This is a genomic window from Spirulina subsalsa PCC 9445 (assembly GCF_000314005.1).
In the GTDB taxonomy this organism is placed as follows: domain Bacteria; phylum Cyanobacteriota; class Cyanobacteriia; order Cyanobacteriales; family Spirulinaceae; genus Spirulina_A; species Spirulina_A subsalsa.
In genome coordinates this window covers 482,411-497,954 of the sequence record NZ_JH980292.1, presented here as the reverse complement: position 1 = coordinate 497,954, position 15,544 = coordinate 482,411, and the positions used below count along the sequence as shown (strand labels likewise).

The following is a 15,544-nucleotide window of genomic DNA, read 5'->3' as shown; positions in this document are numbered from 1 at the left end:
AAACGATGGCCATCCTGTTTGAGTGGTCATATTGGAGCTTTAACCCATATCGTCGGGGGAATTCAGGAATTCCCCCTACCCACCAGCGATTAAATTAAACTCTCCAGACTGATCAGTAGAGCGGGGGCTGCTCGACGGAAAAGCTAAAAGTGGTTAAAATCAGCCTCACCCACTACTATGGGAAGATATTGCTGTTTTTAAAATTTCTACCATGCTAGATGAGTCTCGCTCAAAGTTTATTGCTGTAAGCCCTCCTAGCAATCCTCAACCGAAATTTTCTATTAGTTCCCTCGCCATTCGTCGTCATATTGGTACCCTCATGTTGACGGTGGCGGCGGTTGTCGTGGGTATCTTTTTCATCCTCAATCTGCAAGTGGATTTATTGCCTGCGATTACTTACCCCCGTATTGGCTTGCGAGTCGCTGCGCCAGGAGTGTCGCCCAATGTGGCGGTGGAAGAGGTGACAAAACCTTTGGAAGAGGCACTGAGCGCGACGGAAGGCGTGGTAGAGGTTTATTCTCAAACCCGGGAAGGGCAAATTAGTATTAATCTTTTCTTTGCTCCGGGGGAAGATGTGGATCAGGCGTTGAATGATGCTACGGCAACCCTGAACCGTTCTCGTGGTCGTTTACCGGATGTCATTGAAGAACCCCGTTTATTTAAGTTTGACCCCTCTCAACTCCCGGTTTATGAGTTTGCTCTAGAGTCGGCAACGATGGACAGGCGGGCGTTGCGGGTGTTTGCTCAGGAGGAACTCGCCCGGGAATTGGGGATAGTGCCGGGGGTGGCTGTAACGGATGTTTCTGGGGGGGTACAGGAAGAGGTGCGAGTTCAGTTGGACTTGCGACGGTTGCAGGCTTTGGGGGTGACGTTGCAGGATGTTCTGAATAGTTTGCGCGATCGCAACCAAGATGTAGCCGGGGGACGATTGGAAGGGGAGGCCGGAGAACCCCTGACTCGTACCGTTGGCCGTTTCCGCAGCGTGGATGACCTGCGAGACTTGACCCTAGAGGTGGGAGGAAGTGATGAAATTCTGGGTCGGCGGCGTATTAGACTGCGGGACGTGGCCAATGTTCTCGACGGTAGCGAAGAACAACGGGTTTTTGTCACCCTCAATGGACGACCTGCGGTTAAAGTCAGCGTGCAGAAACAACCCGATGCCAACACCGTGACCGTAGTAGAAGGGGTCAAACAACGCATTGAAGAATTAAAAGCTGGGGGGTTAATTCCCTCAGATATGACCCTCATTCCCACCTTAGATGAGTCGGTTTTTATTAAAAATGCGATCGCCAACGTCGTCAGCGCCGGAGTCACCGGAACCCTCCTCGCCTCCCTCGCCGTCTTCTTCTTCCTCGGCTCCCTCCGTCAAACCTTCATCATTATCACCGCCATTCCCCTCGCCACCCTCACCGCCGTCATTTTAATGAAAGTCTTCGGCTTATCCATCAACGTCTTTAGTTTAGGTGGACTCGCCCTCGGCGTGGGCATCGTAGTAGACAACTCCATCGTCATGTTAGAAAACATAGACGCAGGCATTGAAAAATATCGCCATCGTGGGCGATTATCCCCCTCCGAAGTTCAGAACATCGCCGAAAACCAAGGTCAGCAAGTCGAGTCCGCCCTCCTAGCCTCAACCACCACCAACCTAGTAGCCGTCTTACCCTTCCTCCTCATCGGCGGATTCTTCTCCCTACTCTTTAACGAACTCATCCTAACCATTAGCTTCTCCGTCGCCGCCTCCCTCGTCCTCGCCCTAACCCTCGTCCCCATGTTAGCCTCCCGTCTCTTGGGACTATCCAACAATAGCGGCATTCAACACAACATCATTCTACGCACCTTTAACAACGCCTTCGCCGCAACCACCTTCAACTACACCCGCCTACTCGCCCAAGTCCTTCACTACCGAATCATTGTCATTGTCCTCGCCTTTGGCATCCTAGGCGGTAGTAGCTTCTGGCTCCTCAACCATATCCCCCAAGAAGTCCTCCCCCAAATTAACACCGGACAGGCCAACTTAATCGCTCAATTCCCCCCCGGCACCACCCTTGAAACCAACCGCAAGGTTATGGAGGCCGTAGACCGCATTATCCTAGAACAACCCGAAACCGAATACGCCTTTACCACCACCGGAGGCTTTTTATTCGGCACCAACACCAACGCCAACATTCTGAGAAGTTCTAGCACCATTACCGTTAAACCCAACACCGACATTCAAGCCTATAGCGAAAAACTCACCCGCGCCTTAAATCAACTCAATCTCGTTAATATTCGCCTCCGCGTCTCCCCCGGTCGCGTGCGCGGGATTATCCTCAATAACTCCCCCGTCCCCCGCGCTGATATTGATGTCATCCTCCAAGGCAGCGACGAAGCCACCCTAGAACAGGCCGGACGGCAAGTGTTAAGCCTTCTGGATGAAAAAGTGCAATCTGTGCGCTTTAATCCCGATGCCGACCCCTCTCAACCCGAAGTTCAAATTAACCCCAACTGGGAACGCCTAAGCGACCTCGGCCTGAATACCGCCACCATCGGCAGCACCATTCAAACCGCCCTACTCGGTTCAGTTCCCACCCAACTCCAACGGGAAAATCGCCTCGTAGACGTGCGAGTGCAACTGCCCACCGAAGCCCGCCAAAGTATCGCCCAACTCTCCCAACTGCCCATCTTTACCGACCAAAACCGACCCATCCAACTCCGGGAGATTGCCACCCTAGACAAAGGTCGCGCTCCCGGACAGATTCAACGGTTAAATCAACGGGAAGTGTTTATTATTGCCGGAAACTTGACCGAAGGAGCCAGTTTAGGCGCGGGCTTAGCGGAAGTAGAAAACGCCCTGCAAGAAGTTGAACTCCCCCAAGGAGTGCGCATCCTGCCCAGTTTCGCCGCCGCCAGTAACCGTCAGTTACAAAGTTCCCTATTGGTCTTAGGCGGTTTAGCTGTGTTCCTCGTATTTGTGGTGATGGCTGTACAATATAACTCCCTCATCGACCCCTTTGTAATTATCCTCACGGTTCCCCTCGCCCTAGCAGGTGGTTTTCTGGGCTTATATATCACCCAGACCCCCATTAGTGCCATGGTCTTAGTGGGAATTATCCTCATGGTGGGGATTGTGGTGAACAATGCCATTGTCATGGTAGAGTTAGCCAACCAAATCCGCGAAGAGTTTGGCATGAGTCGTTATGCCGCCATTCTCAAAGCCGCACCCCAACGATTACGACCCATTCTCATGACCACCATTACAACAGTTTTAGGCTTATTCCCTTTGGCCTTGGGTGTGGGAGAAGGTTCAGAGTTTCTCCAACCGTTAGGGGTGGTGGTATTCTCCGGTTTATCGGTGGCCACTTTGTTAACCCTGTTTATCATCCCCTGTTTTTATGTGTTGCTCCATGATGGGTTATTCTCCCCTCGCAATCAGTGAACAATCGTGGGGTTAGGGAACGGGGAACAGGGGAGCTTATAACCTATATAGTTATTTATGATTCATAACCTTTGACTGATAACTAAACTCAAGAAAAACAGGTGGCTGCAATTCAACCACCCGCAAAACTTCGTGAAAACCGACAAACTTATTTTACCGTTTTTTTAGCTTGTCGGAAGTCTACCATAGGGTGAATTCTGGAGTCTGAGCCTTATTAGCCCGTTGCCCCTATTTCGTGACGTTCTCTCCGGGCCAATCCAAGATTCTGCCGGGAGCTTCAGAAGAGATTGATGGGGGGGAAACTCCGGGAGTCAGGAATCGGGGAATTAAGACTTATTGCCTCTTGCCTATTCCCTGTTCCCCTATTCAGCAAGCCCGAGTTAACGACCTGACCTCACCCCTATCCTGTAGTCTGAAACCCGCACCGCACCACAGACTCAGAGCAAGGCCTGGATTAAAATGGGTGGATGATTGCTCATCCACCACCTAAAACTTCATGAAAACCGATACTTCATTTTACCGTTTTTTGTTGCGTTTTTCCTCTTGAACAAACTATCCAGCAGAAGGGGCGGGTTTTTGAGCGGGACGGGGTGCATTTAAGGAGAGTTTTTGGGTTTTCTCTGCTTCAGTTACGGGGATAAACTCAATATGATTGAGGAGAGTGGTGACAAAAGCAAACAAGAGAAAGGGTAATGAAAGGACAACAATAATGGCCAAGCTTAAAAAGGCATAGGTTTGACGGGAGCTACTCCAGAAGGCAATTGTAGTGGCTAGACTAATCAAAATAACGATGAGCCAGACAATAATTTGTCCGTAAATATCACCAAATGTTAAGGTGCAATTTAAACGGTATTTGGTTAATTCTTGATCCATTAGGACTCCTCGGCGATCTTCGGTGTTATCTACACATTTAAACGATTTTCAAGAATTTTTAACGTTGTTTCAACATGATTTTACATTCCGTCGAATTTCTCTAAGTCAGATTACTTAGGGCGTGCTGAATAACTCTGCTCCGGGTGGGGAAGAGGGAACAGGAGGGAAGGGGCATTAGGGATTATTGCCTCTTTCCGACTCCCGATCCCGTTCGCGTAGCGTTCGGTGGCAATTCCCGACTTCTGGTCGCTCTTAGCAAGTCCCTCAACCTTCACTCTACTGAATCTGAAGATTCAGTGTCAAATGTAACCCCTTCATACAAAAGTTCAATGGCACATTCAAACTCAATGCTGTGGAGTGCGATCGCCTCTCCCTCCCCATAGGCATAATACCCCCACATTTTCCCCTCCCCCCGCTTATACACCTCAACAGACATTGATTCTGAATCCACTAGAACATACTCCTGCAAACTAGCCATCTGACGATAATATTTGAATTTATCACCGCGATCATAAGCAGATGTTCCCGGAGAAAGCACCTCAACAATCACCGTTGGATTTTTTACAAATTGTTGAGATCGTAAATCCTCAGCATCACAAGTAATGACTAAATCAGGATAAAAATAACGACTCTTTTCACTGGCCTTAACTTTCACGTCCGAAACATTAACTCGACACCCTCTTTGACGCAAATGAGGTCTTAGCTCTGTATAAAAGTTTAGCGCAATATCATTATGAGGAATACTTCCCCCTGTCATTGCAAAAATTTCGCCGTCAATGTATTCATAGCGAAGTTCTTGCTTATCTTCCCATGCTAAATATTCTTCTGTGGTCATTTTTTGAGGAAATTTCGGTTCAGCAATCATAATTTTCTCCTGAGCTATCGTGTTTTACCGTCCTTGAAGTTAGTCCGGGGATTCATTGCCAAATGTAACCCCTTCATACAAAAGTTCAATGGCACATTCAAATCCAATGCTGTGGAGTGCGATCGCCTCTCCCTCCCCATAGGCATAATACCCCCACATTTTCCCCTCCCCCCGCTTATACACCTCCACAGAAATTGATTCTGAATCCACTAGAACATACTCCTGCAAACTAGCCATCTGACGATAATATTTGAATTTATCACCGCGATCATAAGCAGATGTTCCCGGAGAAAGCACCTCAACAATCACCGTTGGATTTTTTACAAATTGTTGAGATCGTAAATCCTCAGCATCACAAGTAATGACTAAATCAGGATAAAAATAACGACTCTTTTCACTGGCCTTAACTTTCACGTCCGACACATAAGCCTCACACCCTCTTTGACGCAAATGAGGGTACAAAGCTCTGTAGAAGTTGAGATAAATCTTAGTATGTGGAATACTTCCCCCTGTCATTGCTAAAATTTCGCCGTCAATGTATTCATGACGAAGTTCTTGCTTGTCCTCCCATTCTAAGTATTCTTCTGGGGTCATTTTTTGAGGAAATTTCAGTTCAGCAATCATAATTTTCTCCTAATATATAGGTTGTATAAACGAGATGAAAAATGCTGTAGGGTTGCGTCACATACGCTACTATCTTGCAATATGTTTGCTCTCAAACGGATACATATTTTGCCAAGGTCAATCCAGACTATACCTCTCAAGTTTGTCCTGAATGTGGAACCCATACAGGGAAGAAAGAACTCTCTTAAAGGGTTCACTCTTGCTCCGAATGTGGCTACACCGTGGATCGGGATGTTGCTGCTTCAATGATAGTAAAACAGCGTGGATTAACTGCGGTCGGTGCGCCCGTGGTCAAACAGCCCAGTAATGGCGTTCTGTCGGGGACTTCGGTCTAGATAAGAGTCTATATGGGAATCCCTCGCTTTCAGCGATGGGAGGTTCAAAAGACAGACAAGTATCGCTTACAGCAAGTTGGGTCTATGAATGAACAATCCCCTCGCCTTTAGGCCTGAGAGTGTCAAAACCTACCGATTTAGATTGCTTTCTAGGTTTCCTCTTTCTCTAACCACTGGGCAAAATCGCTGCTAAAACTGCCTTGTAATAGAGATTCGCGCATCCGTTGGGTGAAGCGAACTAACTCGGTGACGTTGTGTAGAGAGAGGAGAATAAACCCTAACATCTCCCGGGCTTTGATTAAATGATTCAAATAGGCACGGCTGAAGTTCCGGCAACAGTAACAGGGACAAGTTTCATCCAAGGGGCGGAAATCTTCGCGGTATTGGGCGTTTTTCAGATTCCACCGTTCTCCTTGCACGTAGGCGGTGCCGTGTCGCCCTAAACGGGTGGGGATTACACAGTCAAAGAGATCCACCCCGGCAGCAACGGCGATCGCCATTTCTCGATAGGTTCCCACGCCCATCAGGTAACGCGGCTTATCCGGCGGTAAGATTGGCGCGGTAGCCCGCACAATATCATGGATTAATTCGGGAGGTTCTCCCACACTCACCCCCCCAATGGCATAACCCGGAAGGTCAAATTGAATCAGGGTTTTAGCGGCCTCTAGGCGTAAATCGGGGAACACTCCCCCCTGGACAATCCCGAATAAGGCTTGGTCTTGGGGGCGTTGATGGGCTTGAATACAGCGTTCTAACCAGCGTGCAGTTCGTTCGGTGGCGGCGATGACTTCCCCCCGCCCTGCGGGATAGGGGGGACATTCATCAAAAGCCATAATCACATCGGCCCCTAAAGCGTTTTGAATGGCAATGGAACGCTCAGGGGTTAGTTCAATCAGTCGCCCATCTCGGGGTGAGCGAAATGTTACTCCTTGCTCCGAAATTTTACGGAGTTCACTGAGGCTAAACACTTGAAAGCCTCCGGAGTCGGTGAGAATGGGGGCTTGCCAAGCCATAAACTGATGCAACCCACCCGCCATCTCAACTACTTTTTCCCCGGGTTGAATATGTAGATGGTAAGTATTGGCAAGAATCATTTGCGCCCCCGTTTGGGCCACCTGCGCGGGCATTAAGCCTTTAATGGTGGCGGCCGTCCCTACTGGCATAAAACGGGGGGTTTCAACCACCCCATGAGGCGTATGAAATACGCCAGCCCTGGCTTGAGTTTTTGGACAGGTTGCTTGAAGCTGAAACGAAAATCCCACTCTTGTTTTCCCTTTGGTTTGTACTGATATTTGTCCTAATTGAACAGGAATTAAAAAGGACAATCGTCTTCGTCATCCATTTGTACATCCCATTTGGCGGAAAGCACTTGGGTTAACATGGCTTCTAAAGCCGCTTCATCTAAATTACGGGAGCTTTCTGGATCATTTAAGGGATTTCCTAGAGAAATCAACCTTAACTGACGGTTTTCCTGCACTAAATCAAAGAAACTATCTCCTTCTGGAGATTGATGCAAATGCAAATAGTCAAAGCTACAGACATTAATGTATAAGGCCCGATTGGCGATTAAAGTGGCCTGACTTGGATCAGTAAAAACCTCTAAAATACAACCTTCACCTTGATTTTGCACCTGATCGTCCAATGTATGAATATAACGCACCCTGCCCAAAGAACTAAGCAGACGACGCATATCGTCTTTATTGACGATAAGACCGGTGTCTACTATACAGGGAGCGGGGATAGAGTGAGAGAACTGATTATAACTCATGGGGAAAAAGCCATTGATGAGATGGGGGCTTATTTCGACTATGCTCTGAACAACTCAGAGCGCTAGGGTTTAGCCCTAAAGATAGGCCAATAGACAAGTCACACTTTGAGCTTATTGGCAATTTAATAGAAGTTGTGTTAGGTATAATTATCTACTTCCCAAACTTTTAGAGTAGAATGGCCTATAGTGAGAAGATTCAAACGACTAAACATCTAACTGAACGTCTAGACTATCTTTTCCCTAAATAGCATCTCTCTAAAATCGATCATCCGAAACGGGTCGGAATGGATTCAGGAATAAGATAGTTTCCTAACAACTACCTCTGACCCAATCTTAGCCCAAGATTCTTGAACTCGCTTGTCTCAAGTTTAACAGGAGATGAAGCAGTTGCAAGTACATCAATGGATAAAGTGGCTCAAAAAATGCAGCTTATCCTGTCTAGGGTCGTTTTTGGGGGGTGTGGTTTTTTATACTAGCTTGCCTTTACCTTCCTCGTGGTCTTTGCATTTTGAACGGATTGCGCGTTGGGCTCCGGTCATTGGCTGTGCTTTGGGGGCAGGATTAACCCTGATTAACTTCGGGTTAGGGGTGTTAGGAGTTCCTGACTTAACGCGCAGTGTGGTGTTAGTGGTGTTATGGCTCCAGTTGACCAATGGGCTGCATTTAGATGGGGCAATGGATACGGCCGATGGATTGGCTGTTTTGACCCCGAATCGTCGCTTAGAGGTGATGCAGGATAGCCATACGGGGGCGTTTGGGGTGATGGTGGGGGTGATTATTTTGTTGTTAAAAACGGTCGCTTTATATGATTTAAGTCGGGGGGATTTACCGCTCCTCTGGGGACTTATGGGGGCGGCGGGTTGGGGCCGTTGGGGCCAGGTTTGTGCGATCGCCTTTTATCCCTATCTCAAACCCACAGGCAAGGGCGCGTTTCATAAGCAATACTTTCGTTCTCCTCAAGACCTCCTGATTGGGTTCTTGGTTTTAGTGGGTTTAGGGCTATTGCAAATATATCTGAACAGAGAAAAATGGTTAGGGGTGCTGATCTGTACTATTGCAGGGATGGGACTGGCTTTGTTCACCGGATGGTGGTTCAACCGTAAATTAGGGGGGCATACGGGGGACACCTACGGGGCTGTGGTGGAGTGGACTGAGGCTGGGTTTTTGGTATTACTCACAGGTATGGGGCTTACTGAATAGGTGGGCTAGGGAACGGGAAGGGAGCAGGGGAGCAGGGGAGCGGGGGAGAGGGGGAATTAAGACTTATTCCCTATTCCCTATTCCCCGTTCCCCGTTCCCTAGTCCAGTTACTCAACAATGACGACAGTTCCCACTTTAACCTTTTCAAATAAAGCGGCAATATCCGCATTTCTCATGCGTACACAACCATGAGAAACCGCTTGACCGATTAACTCCTCTTGGGGGGTGCCATGAAACCCAATGGCGTTGTTTCCATCAGTCCAGAAACCAATCCAGTGACTCCCTAGAGGATTATCGGGGCCGGGGGGAACTCGTTCACGGGTAAAGGGGTGTTCCCAGACGGGATTAACGACTTTTTGCTGGACTTCAAACTGTCCCTTGGGCGTTTCCCACCCTTGACGACCAATGGCCACCGGGTAACTCACGACTAATTCATCCCCCACATAGTAATACACCCGGCGATCGCGCAATCTTAAGACCAAACGCCCCGGAATCTCATCGGGTAGGAAACGGGAAGATTCCCCCAAAGTGGGAACCTCAAAGGGGATCATCTCCGACAATAGACCCACGGCCGAGGGGGTGGAGGCGGCCGCTATGCTGCCCTGTCCCCATAAAATACAGAGAATCGCCCCAGTCAGACAATACCCCCGGAATCGAGAGGGGAAAGCCTGAACTGGAGCGAGTTGATAAGTCTTAAGCTCAAACACAGTCCACATTACGGCTCAACAATCACTTTGGTTCCCATTTTAACTTGTTCAAACAGGGCAACCACATCATGATTAAACATCCGCACACAGCCATTAGATGCCGCGTGACCAATAGAATTGACTGTGGGGGTACCATGAAACCCAATAATCCCATTGGACATATTAGCAAAGCCAATCCAACGCACACCTAAAGCACTATTGGGACCCGGTGCGGTCACTTGACCTGTCCAAGGATTTTGCCAGATGGGATTTTCAACCATTTGGAACACTTCAAAGGTCCCGGTAGGGGTGGGAGTGCGAGATGTGCCGATGGCGACGGGATAGCTGGCTTTCCGTTCGTCCCCTTGATACACATACACCCGACGTTCCCGTAAGCGTAGGACGAGGTGAACTTCCAGTTCATTGGGGAGATAACGGTCAGGATTACCTAATTCCGGCAAGTCTAAGGCGGCTACAGAACCAAGGGCGGAGGAGTAAGTTCCGGGGGAACGAGAGGCGCTCATCTGGGTTTGATGCCCCAATAAGCTGATCATGGCGATCGCAGACCCGAACAGGAGACTCCGAGTAAGATGAGTATTTTTCACCCAAGTTAACATTTGTTGCATCCTCACCCGAACTAAAATACAGCGATTTTGAATAAGAAGATGCCTAATATTATAGAAAAAGTTTCCTCACCTCAAGCCAGAAAATAAATCTTTACTTAAAATTCATAAATGAATGGTCAAAAATTGACAATTGATAATTAATTTCTCTACCGCATCACCAAGCCTAGTCTTCCTTGTCGCCGAAAATCATCTGGAGAATCATGGGTTTCCCACCCTTTTTATGGTACTTGTCCGCCCAAGCCCGGATCACTTGATCTAACTCAGCTTGGGCGGCTTCTAAGTCTTCGGGGTAAATGTCCAACTCTTCCAAAACCCGCATGACTTGGGGTTTGCGTTCAGCCCAATCTCGCATCATGCGGAAGAAACGGGCGGTATCTTCCACCATAACGTAGGTGCGCTCTTCGTCTTCGGCGGGGGAGTAGGTGGGACGAGTGAGGGCGTAGTAAGGTAGGCCCCAAGGATTATCAATGCGCATGACGGTTCCGGCATAGATTAAACGGCGCTTGATATGTTCGGCGAGGGCTTCACTCATGGGCATTTTGCGGTCTTCGGGGAGGTCTTCTTGCGATCGCAAATGCAGATAATCAATTAACTCAAAAAACTGGAAGGAGTTGATTAACTGAGCATCGGGAATATTGGGGGGCAGTTTTTCTTCTAGATAGTCCCGGTGTTCCGGTTCAAGGGATCCTAACATAATCCGCGATCGCCCCGGTTGCCAAGGATACTTTTCCAGCCACACATAGGGAAACTGAATCAAGTAGCGAGGTTCTTGGGACCCCAACATTTTGAGCAATTTTCCCTCAGTTAACGCCTGGCGCACCTCGTTAACAATCACTCGCACCCGTTTGGGTTCAATATGGTGTAAATGCCCCGTCATGCGGACATTTTCCCCTTGTTCAATATAGGTGGTATAGATGGCACACTTTGCCGCCGTTGCCGCCGCATCCAAAAAAGCCCCGTGGCGGTGTCCACTGGTGCGCATCGCACTAAAAGCTAGATAAAACATGATCTGATCCATCGCACTGGGGCTGAGGGTTTTGATCAGATCAAGATCACTCTTCATATTGCCATTAATCAAGTTACTAGGGGTGAACTATTCTTTCGGTAGAGAGACTGAGTGTTAGGAGAAGCTTTTAAAGGGGTTTAAGGGTAAACCCAGAAATTCAAAGCCATCTGGAAAAATCATGAATGAGGCGACCTAAGCTGCACCAGTCCGGTTTTCTCAAATCACTTGAATCAGTTGCCATATCCTAACAGGTCTAGTTCCAAGCACCCCAATTTGACGTTCCTTTTTAAGATTGAAAGGATTCTTGGTTTAACGATTTGCCAAAAGACCAATAGACTCTAGAGGATAGATTCTATCAGATTCCAGTTCATCTCCCCAAGCGTATAAGTTCGGGTACGTCCCACCCTACTGGATTGCACACACTGGGTCAACCTCGCTGGACTGACCGCCCAGTTGCTTTTCATTATACGCGATCTTATCGGGTGAACCACCCCTCCCCCTCAGATGAGGGTTGAGAATCGGGAATCGGGAGTCGGGAGTCGGGAGTCGGGAGTCGGGAGTCGGGAGTCGGGAGTCGGGAATAGTTAATAATTATCAACTCCCCCTCTCCCCTGCTCCCCTGCTCCCCTGCTCCCTTAAGGTTTCAAGGCAAAAAGGGACGAGGCAGGACAAATTCTCCCCCCGGCAGGGCTTGTCCGGGCTGGGTATAGAGGGGATTGGTGCGGAGAGAGGAATTGTAGGGATTTTCTAGGTCAGGGGAGCGGAGAATGGGGCCGCTGGAGTATTGTTGCCTTAAAACATCTTCATACACTTTATGAACTAAGGAAATATCCCGATTGAGTTCTACTTCAGGAAAGCCCCCCAATCCAAACATAAAATCGAGTTGTCGCCCAGTGGTGAAGGTGGTGGAAAAGGTGTCTTGAGAACTAAAGGTTAAAGCGCGTCTAAAGGCTTCGGGAATAGGATCTAGGCGAATGGGATTAATGCCGACGGGGGTAGAGAGAAATTGGGCTAACGCTGGGGAGGTAAAACTGCTGAGAATCAGAGCAGTAACGCCTGTGGAAAGCCAAAAGCGCGTTCGCGAAGCGTCTCGGAAGGAGAATCGCGCAGCGTCTCGGAAGGAGAATCGTAGCCACATCATGGATTTAAGTCCTCACAACGATTTTGCCTGACAAAGCCCCTCGATCTTAACATGACCTCCTCAGAGCTTGAACGGGATTCGGTGAACAGGCAATCCAATGGGAAAATAAAGGAGGGAGAGGAATCATCCTCTATCCTAACCGCCCTATCTTAGAGGTTTTCCATGATTGAATTGCGTCAACAATTATTAGATTTACTGGTTCAATATGCTTATCAAGAGGGAGATTTTGTCCTGTCCTCTGGGCAACGTAGCACCTACTATATCAACGGAAAACAGGTGACACTCCGGGCGGAAGGTGCTTTACTGGTGGGGCGCTTGTTGTGGGAATGTCTCCCCCAAGGAACCCAAGGGGTGGCGGGATTGACTTTGGGGGCGGATCCCATTGTGACGGCTGTTAGTGTGGTGTCTGCCTTGGAAAATCAACCCATTCCGGCCTTGATTGTGCGCAAGGAGGCCAAAGGACACGGCACGAAGGCCTATATTGAGGGGCCGAGTTTAGAGGCCGGGGCTTCGGTGGTGGTGTTGGAAGATGTGGTGACAACGGGGAAGTCGGCGATGTTGGCGGTGGAACGCTTACGGGATGCGGGCTATCGGGTGAATCAAGTGATGGCTTTGGTGGATCGGGAACAGGGCGGACGGGAGTTTTATGAGTCTGTTGGTCTGACGTTTGAGGTGCTGTTCCGGATTGAGGATTTACAACGGAGAACGCAGGAGTTAAGGGGTTAATGCTGGCTTATTTGAAGGGGAAGGCGATCGCTATTGTCAAGAGTCTCAACGGTCGAGTCCTTTTGTGGCTAGAGGTGCAGGGGGTGGGCTATGAGATCCAAATTCCCTCCCGGTGGGGGCGACATATTACCCTAGAGACGGAGGATCAGATGCAGGTGTTTACTCATCAACAAGTCCGGGAGGATGCCCTGATTTTATACGGCTTTGAGTCGGCCGCGGAACGGGATTTATTCCGCCATTTAATCAGTGTGAGTGGGATTGGCTCCCAGTTGGCGATCGCACTCATCGACACCCTCGGCATTGCGGATCTGGTTCAAGCCATTGTAGCGGGGAACATCCAAACCCTCTCGAAAACCCCCGGAGTGGGCAAAAAAACGGCGGAACGGATTTCCCTAGAATTACGCACTAAATTAGCCCAATGGCGGGAACAATCGGGGGTGGTTTTAAGTGGCAAGTCCCCCTTACCTTCCCCAGAAATCCAAGCCGATGTCGAGATGACTTTATTGGCCTTGGGCTATGATAACGACGAAATTGAACAGGCGTTTTCAGTTTTAAGTGGGGATGCCCAGTTAATGAAAAATCCCGCCCCAGAGGAATGGATTCGGAGCGCCATTGCTTGGTTGAGTCAGTAGTTTAAGAGGGGGGAGATTTCCCTACCTCAAGCTTGCCCTAAGTGACAAACCGCATCAGTCCATGAATGAAGTAACTGTTATGAACAATTCCACCGCGACCTTATTGGTTTCCTGTCCTGATCAAAAGGGCTTAGTTGCCAAAATTGCTGATTTTATTTACTCCTATGGGGGCAATATTATTCATGCCGATCAACATACTGATTTCCAACAGGGATTATTCTTAACCCGCCTAGAATGGCAGTTAGAGGGCTTTAACTTACCCCGCGAGGTGATTGATCCAGCTTTTGGTGCGATCGCCAAACCCCTTAACGCCACCTGGCAACTCCACTTTTCCGACACCCTCCCCCGTCTCGCCATTTGGGTGACAAAACAAGATCATTGTTTACTCGATTTACTCTGGCGTTGGCAAGCCAAAGAACTCACCGTAGACATCCCCCTAATCATCAGCAATCATGCCATCTTAAAACCCCTTGCCGAGCAATTTGGCATAGACTTTTATCATATTCCCATCACCAAAGACACCAAATTAGAACAAGAGGCTCAACAATTAGAGCTTTTAGAAAAATATCAAATCAATTTAGTTGTTTTAGCCAAATATATGCAAATTTTAAGCCCAGATTTTGTTAAACAATTTTCAAAAATTATTAACATTCATCACTCTTTTCTCCCCGCTTTCCCCGGTGCCAATCCCTATCAACGCGCCTACGAACGAGGCGTTAAAATCATCGGCGCAACGGCTCACTATGTCACCGCAGATTTAGACGAAGGCCCGATTATTGAACAAGATGTGGTGAGAATTAGTCACCGCGACACCGTACAAGATTTAATCCGTAAAGGGAAAGATTTAGAACGGTTAGTATTAGCCAGAGCCGTGCGGTTTCATCTACAAAATCGGGTGTTAGTCTACGGAACTCGTACCGTTGTTTTTGCTTAATGGGGTCTTATTTTTTCTAACAAATACTATTGATTTCTCACTTTCAGCCCTAACTTTTTAAGATTGCCTATTTCCTGTTAATTTCTGGGTTCTAGCATCTAGTTTTATTAAGCAAGCCCGATTGAAAGAGTTTCAATGAGCTTAACCAAAAATGGTACTAAAATCAATGATTAAATCCGGAAAAGCAAGAGGGGCAATTCTTTGATTGTCCCCCATATTTTGCTGTTGTTGATAGGTTTTTCCATCCGGTTCTCGATACACCGTTAAAACCTGAAGATTAAGATTAACCAGCCAGAACTCAGGAATCCCATTTTCTGCATAGAGTGGCATTTTAATTTCCTGATCATAGGTAAGACTAGAATCCGCCACTTCAATTAACAGTAAAACATCATCGGGTGTCGGGAACTTTTGAGCATAAAAATCTGTACGGGGTTTAAGTAGGGCAAGATCGGGTTGAGGTTCAGAGGAATTATTGAGTCGGATGGGATTCTGAACCGTCATAATCATTCTATCCCCCAATTGACGAGGGAAGAAATTAGTTAAGCGATTGGTAACTACCGCGTGTTGTAAACCAATGGCCGACATCGCAATAATTTCTCCCTTGATTAACTCAACCCGTTCCTCTGGGGCAAAAATACCCATTTCACCCATTTTTTGATATTGTTCAATCGTGAATTTTTTAGTGAGTAATTGCATTTTTGAGACGGGAATCA

At 48.1% G+C, this 15,544-nt stretch carries 15 protein-coding genes and 1 pseudogene; 6 read left to right on the top strand and 10 right to left on the bottom strand.

Annotation, left to right across the window (positions count from 1 at the left end; translation table 11 throughout):
* Positions 1-211: 211 nt before the first annotated feature.
* Positions 212-3,415: an efflux RND transporter permease subunit gene (locus SPI9445_RS0102700; RefSeq protein WP_017303177.1), complete on the top strand. Its 3,204-nt coding sequence runs from the start codon at positions 212-214 to the stop codon at positions 3,413-3,415.
* Between the two features lie 552 nt (positions 3,416-3,967).
* Here the strand turns inward: SPI9445_RS0102700 and SPI9445_RS0102695 are convergent.
* From SPI9445_RS0102695 to SPI9445_RS0102685, 3 genes are all read right to left on the bottom strand, one after another.
* Entirely contained in the window at positions 3,968-4,288 is a 321-nt protein-coding gene (locus tag SPI9445_RS0102695; protein ID WP_017303176.1) for a hypothetical protein, read from the bottom strand.
* A gap of 271 nt (positions 4,289-4,559) precedes the next feature.
* Positions 4,560-5,153: a Uma2 family endonuclease gene (locus SPI9445_RS0102690; protein ID WP_017303175.1), complete on the bottom strand. Its 594-nt coding sequence runs from the start codon at positions 5,151-5,153 to the stop codon at positions 4,560-4,562.
* 39 nt (positions 5,154-5,192) lie between these two features.
* Positions 5,193-5,777, bottom strand: coding sequence for a Uma2 family endonuclease (locus SPI9445_RS0102685; protein ID WP_017303174.1), 585 nt, complete (start codon positions 5,775-5,777; stop codon positions 5,193-5,195).
* A 65-nt stretch (positions 5,778-5,842) separates the two neighbouring features.
* On the opposite strand from SPI9445_RS0102685, the pseudogene SPI9445_RS31880 reads away from it, so the two are divergent.
* A pseudogene (locus SPI9445_RS31880) lies at positions 5,843-6,112 on the top strand (zinc ribbon domain-containing protein); the annotation flags it as partial.
* A 149-nt stretch (positions 6,113-6,261) separates the two neighbouring features.
* Here the strand turns inward: SPI9445_RS31880 and tgt are convergent.
* Positions 6,262-7,374 (bottom strand): tRNA guanosine(34) transglycosylase Tgt, encoded by a 1,113-nt coding sequence (gene tgt / locus SPI9445_RS0102680; protein ID WP_026079482.1) that lies wholly within the window; start codon positions 7,372-7,374, stop codon positions 6,262-6,264.
* 50 nt (positions 7,375-7,424) lie between these two features.
* Positions 7,425-7,880: a hypothetical protein gene (locus tag SPI9445_RS0102675; protein ID WP_026079481.1), complete on the bottom strand. Its 456-nt coding sequence runs from the start codon at positions 7,878-7,880 to the stop codon at positions 7,425-7,427.
* 378 nt (positions 7,881-8,258) lie between these two features.
* Here SPI9445_RS0102675 and cobS point away from each other — a divergent pair, with 378 nt between their 5' ends.
* On the top strand, positions 8,259-9,080 hold the full coding sequence (gene cobS, locus SPI9445_RS0102670; RefSeq protein ID WP_033373941.1) for an adenosylcobinamide-GDP ribazoletransferase: 822 nt from the start codon (positions 8,259-8,261) through the stop codon (positions 9,078-9,080).
* Positions 9,081-9,187: 107 nt separating this feature from the next.
* Here cobS and SPI9445_RS0102665 read toward each other — a convergent pair whose 3' ends face one another.
* From SPI9445_RS0102665 to SPI9445_RS24080, 4 genes are all read right to left on the bottom strand, one after another.
* Positions 9,188-9,796, bottom strand: coding sequence for a L,D-transpeptidase (locus SPI9445_RS0102665; RefSeq protein WP_017303170.1), 609 nt, complete (start codon positions 9,794-9,796; stop codon positions 9,188-9,190).
* Positions 9,796-10,383: a L,D-transpeptidase gene (locus tag SPI9445_RS0102660; protein ID WP_017303169.1), complete on the bottom strand. Its 588-nt coding sequence runs from the start codon at positions 10,381-10,383 to the stop codon at positions 9,796-9,798. Before SPI9445_RS0102660 ends, SPI9445_RS0102665 begins: the two co-directional genes overlap by 1 nt.
* Positions 10,384-10,555: 172 nt before the next feature.
* A complete protein-coding gene (hetR, locus tag SPI9445_RS0102655; protein WP_017303168.1) occupies positions 10,556-11,455 on the bottom strand; it encodes a heterocyst differentiation master regulator HetR in 900 nt (299 codons plus the stop codon).
* Positions 11,456-12,041: 586 nt separating this feature from the next.
* Positions 12,042-12,539, bottom strand: a complete 498-nt coding sequence (locus SPI9445_RS24080) for a hypothetical protein (protein WP_033373939.1) — start codon at positions 12,537-12,539, stop codon at positions 12,042-12,044.
* A gap of 162 nt (positions 12,540-12,701) precedes the next feature.
* Between SPI9445_RS24080 and pyrE the strand changes: the two genes are divergently transcribed.
* The 3 genes from pyrE to purU all read left to right on the top strand — a co-directional run bounded on the left by pyrE (position 12,702) and on the right by purU (position 14,831).
* A complete protein-coding gene (gene pyrE, locus SPI9445_RS0102645; RefSeq protein ID WP_017303166.1) occupies positions 12,702-13,265 on the top strand; it encodes an orotate phosphoribosyltransferase in 564 nt (187 codons plus the stop codon).
* Complete coding sequence (ruvA, locus tag SPI9445_RS0102640) at positions 13,265-13,897, top strand: Holliday junction branch migration protein RuvA (RefSeq protein ID WP_017303165.1); 633 nt, start codon at positions 13,265-13,267, stop codon at positions 13,895-13,897. Before pyrE ends, ruvA begins: the two co-directional genes overlap by 1 nt.
* A 79-nt stretch (positions 13,898-13,976) precedes the next feature.
* The gene (gene purU, locus SPI9445_RS0102635) at positions 13,977-14,831 is read left to right on the top strand and encodes a formyltetrahydrofolate deformylase (protein WP_017303164.1); all 855 of its coding nucleotides are present in this window, start codon (positions 13,977-13,979) and stop codon (positions 14,829-14,831) included.
* 141 nt (positions 14,832-14,972) lie between these two features.
* Here purU and SPI9445_RS0102630 read toward each other — a convergent pair whose 3' ends face one another.
* Positions 14,973-15,527, bottom strand: coding sequence for a Uma2 family endonuclease (locus SPI9445_RS0102630; RefSeq protein ID WP_017303163.1), 555 nt, complete (start codon positions 15,525-15,527; stop codon positions 14,973-14,975).
* Between the last annotated feature and the right edge of the window lie 17 nt (positions 15,528-15,544).

What these genes read in the sequence shown, in the direction of transcription:
- SPI9445_RS0102660 (WP_017303169.1), bottom strand. Translation starts at nt 10,383, where the DNA reads ATGTTAACTTGGGTGAAAAATACTCATCTTACTCGGAGTCTCCTGTTC.
- pyrE (WP_017303166.1), top strand. Translation starts at nt 12,702, where the DNA reads ATGATTGAATTGCGTCAACAATTATTAGATTTACTGGTTCAATATGCT.
- SPI9445_RS0102630 (WP_017303163.1), bottom strand. Translation starts at nt 15,527, where the DNA reads ATGCAATTACTCACTAAAAAATTCACGATTGAACAATATCAAAAAATG.
- SPI9445_RS0102685 (WP_017303174.1), bottom strand. Translation starts at nt 5,777, where the DNA reads ATGATTGCTGAACTGAAATTTCCTCAAAAAATGACCCCAGAAGAATAC.
- SPI9445_RS24080 (WP_033373939.1), bottom strand. Translation starts at nt 12,539, where the DNA reads ATGATGTGGCTACGATTCTCCTTCCGAGACGCTGCGCGATTCTCCTTC.
- SPI9445_RS0102675 (WP_026079481.1), bottom strand. Translation starts at nt 7,880, where the DNA reads ATGAGTTATAATCAGTTCTCTCACTCTATCCCCGCTCCCTGTATAGTA.
- ruvA (WP_017303165.1), top strand. Translation starts at nt 13,265, where the DNA reads ATGCTGGCTTATTTGAAGGGGAAGGCGATCGCTATTGTCAAGAGTCTC.
- purU (WP_017303164.1), top strand. Translation starts at nt 13,977, where the DNA reads ATGAACAATTCCACCGCGACCTTATTGGTTTCCTGTCCTGATCAAAAG.
- SPI9445_RS0102700 (WP_017303177.1), top strand. Translation starts at nt 212, where the DNA reads ATGCTAGATGAGTCTCGCTCAAAGTTTATTGCTGTAAGCCCTCCTAGC.
- SPI9445_RS0102695 (WP_017303176.1), bottom strand. Translation starts at nt 4,288, where the DNA reads ATGGATCAAGAATTAACCAAATACCGTTTAAATTGCACCTTAACATTT.
- SPI9445_RS0102690 (WP_017303175.1), bottom strand. Translation starts at nt 5,153, where the DNA reads ATGATTGCTGAACCGAAATTTCCTCAAAAAATGACCACAGAAGAATAT.
- hetR (WP_017303168.1), bottom strand. Translation starts at nt 11,455, where the DNA reads ATGAAGAGTGATCTTGATCTGATCAAAACCCTCAGCCCCAGTGCGATG.
- cobS (WP_033373941.1), top strand. Translation starts at nt 8,259, where the DNA reads ATGAAGCAGTTGCAAGTACATCAATGGATAAAGTGGCTCAAAAAATGC.
- SPI9445_RS0102665 (WP_017303170.1), bottom strand. Translation starts at nt 9,796, where the DNA reads ATGTGGACTGTGTTTGAGCTTAAGACTTATCAACTCGCTCCAGTTCAG.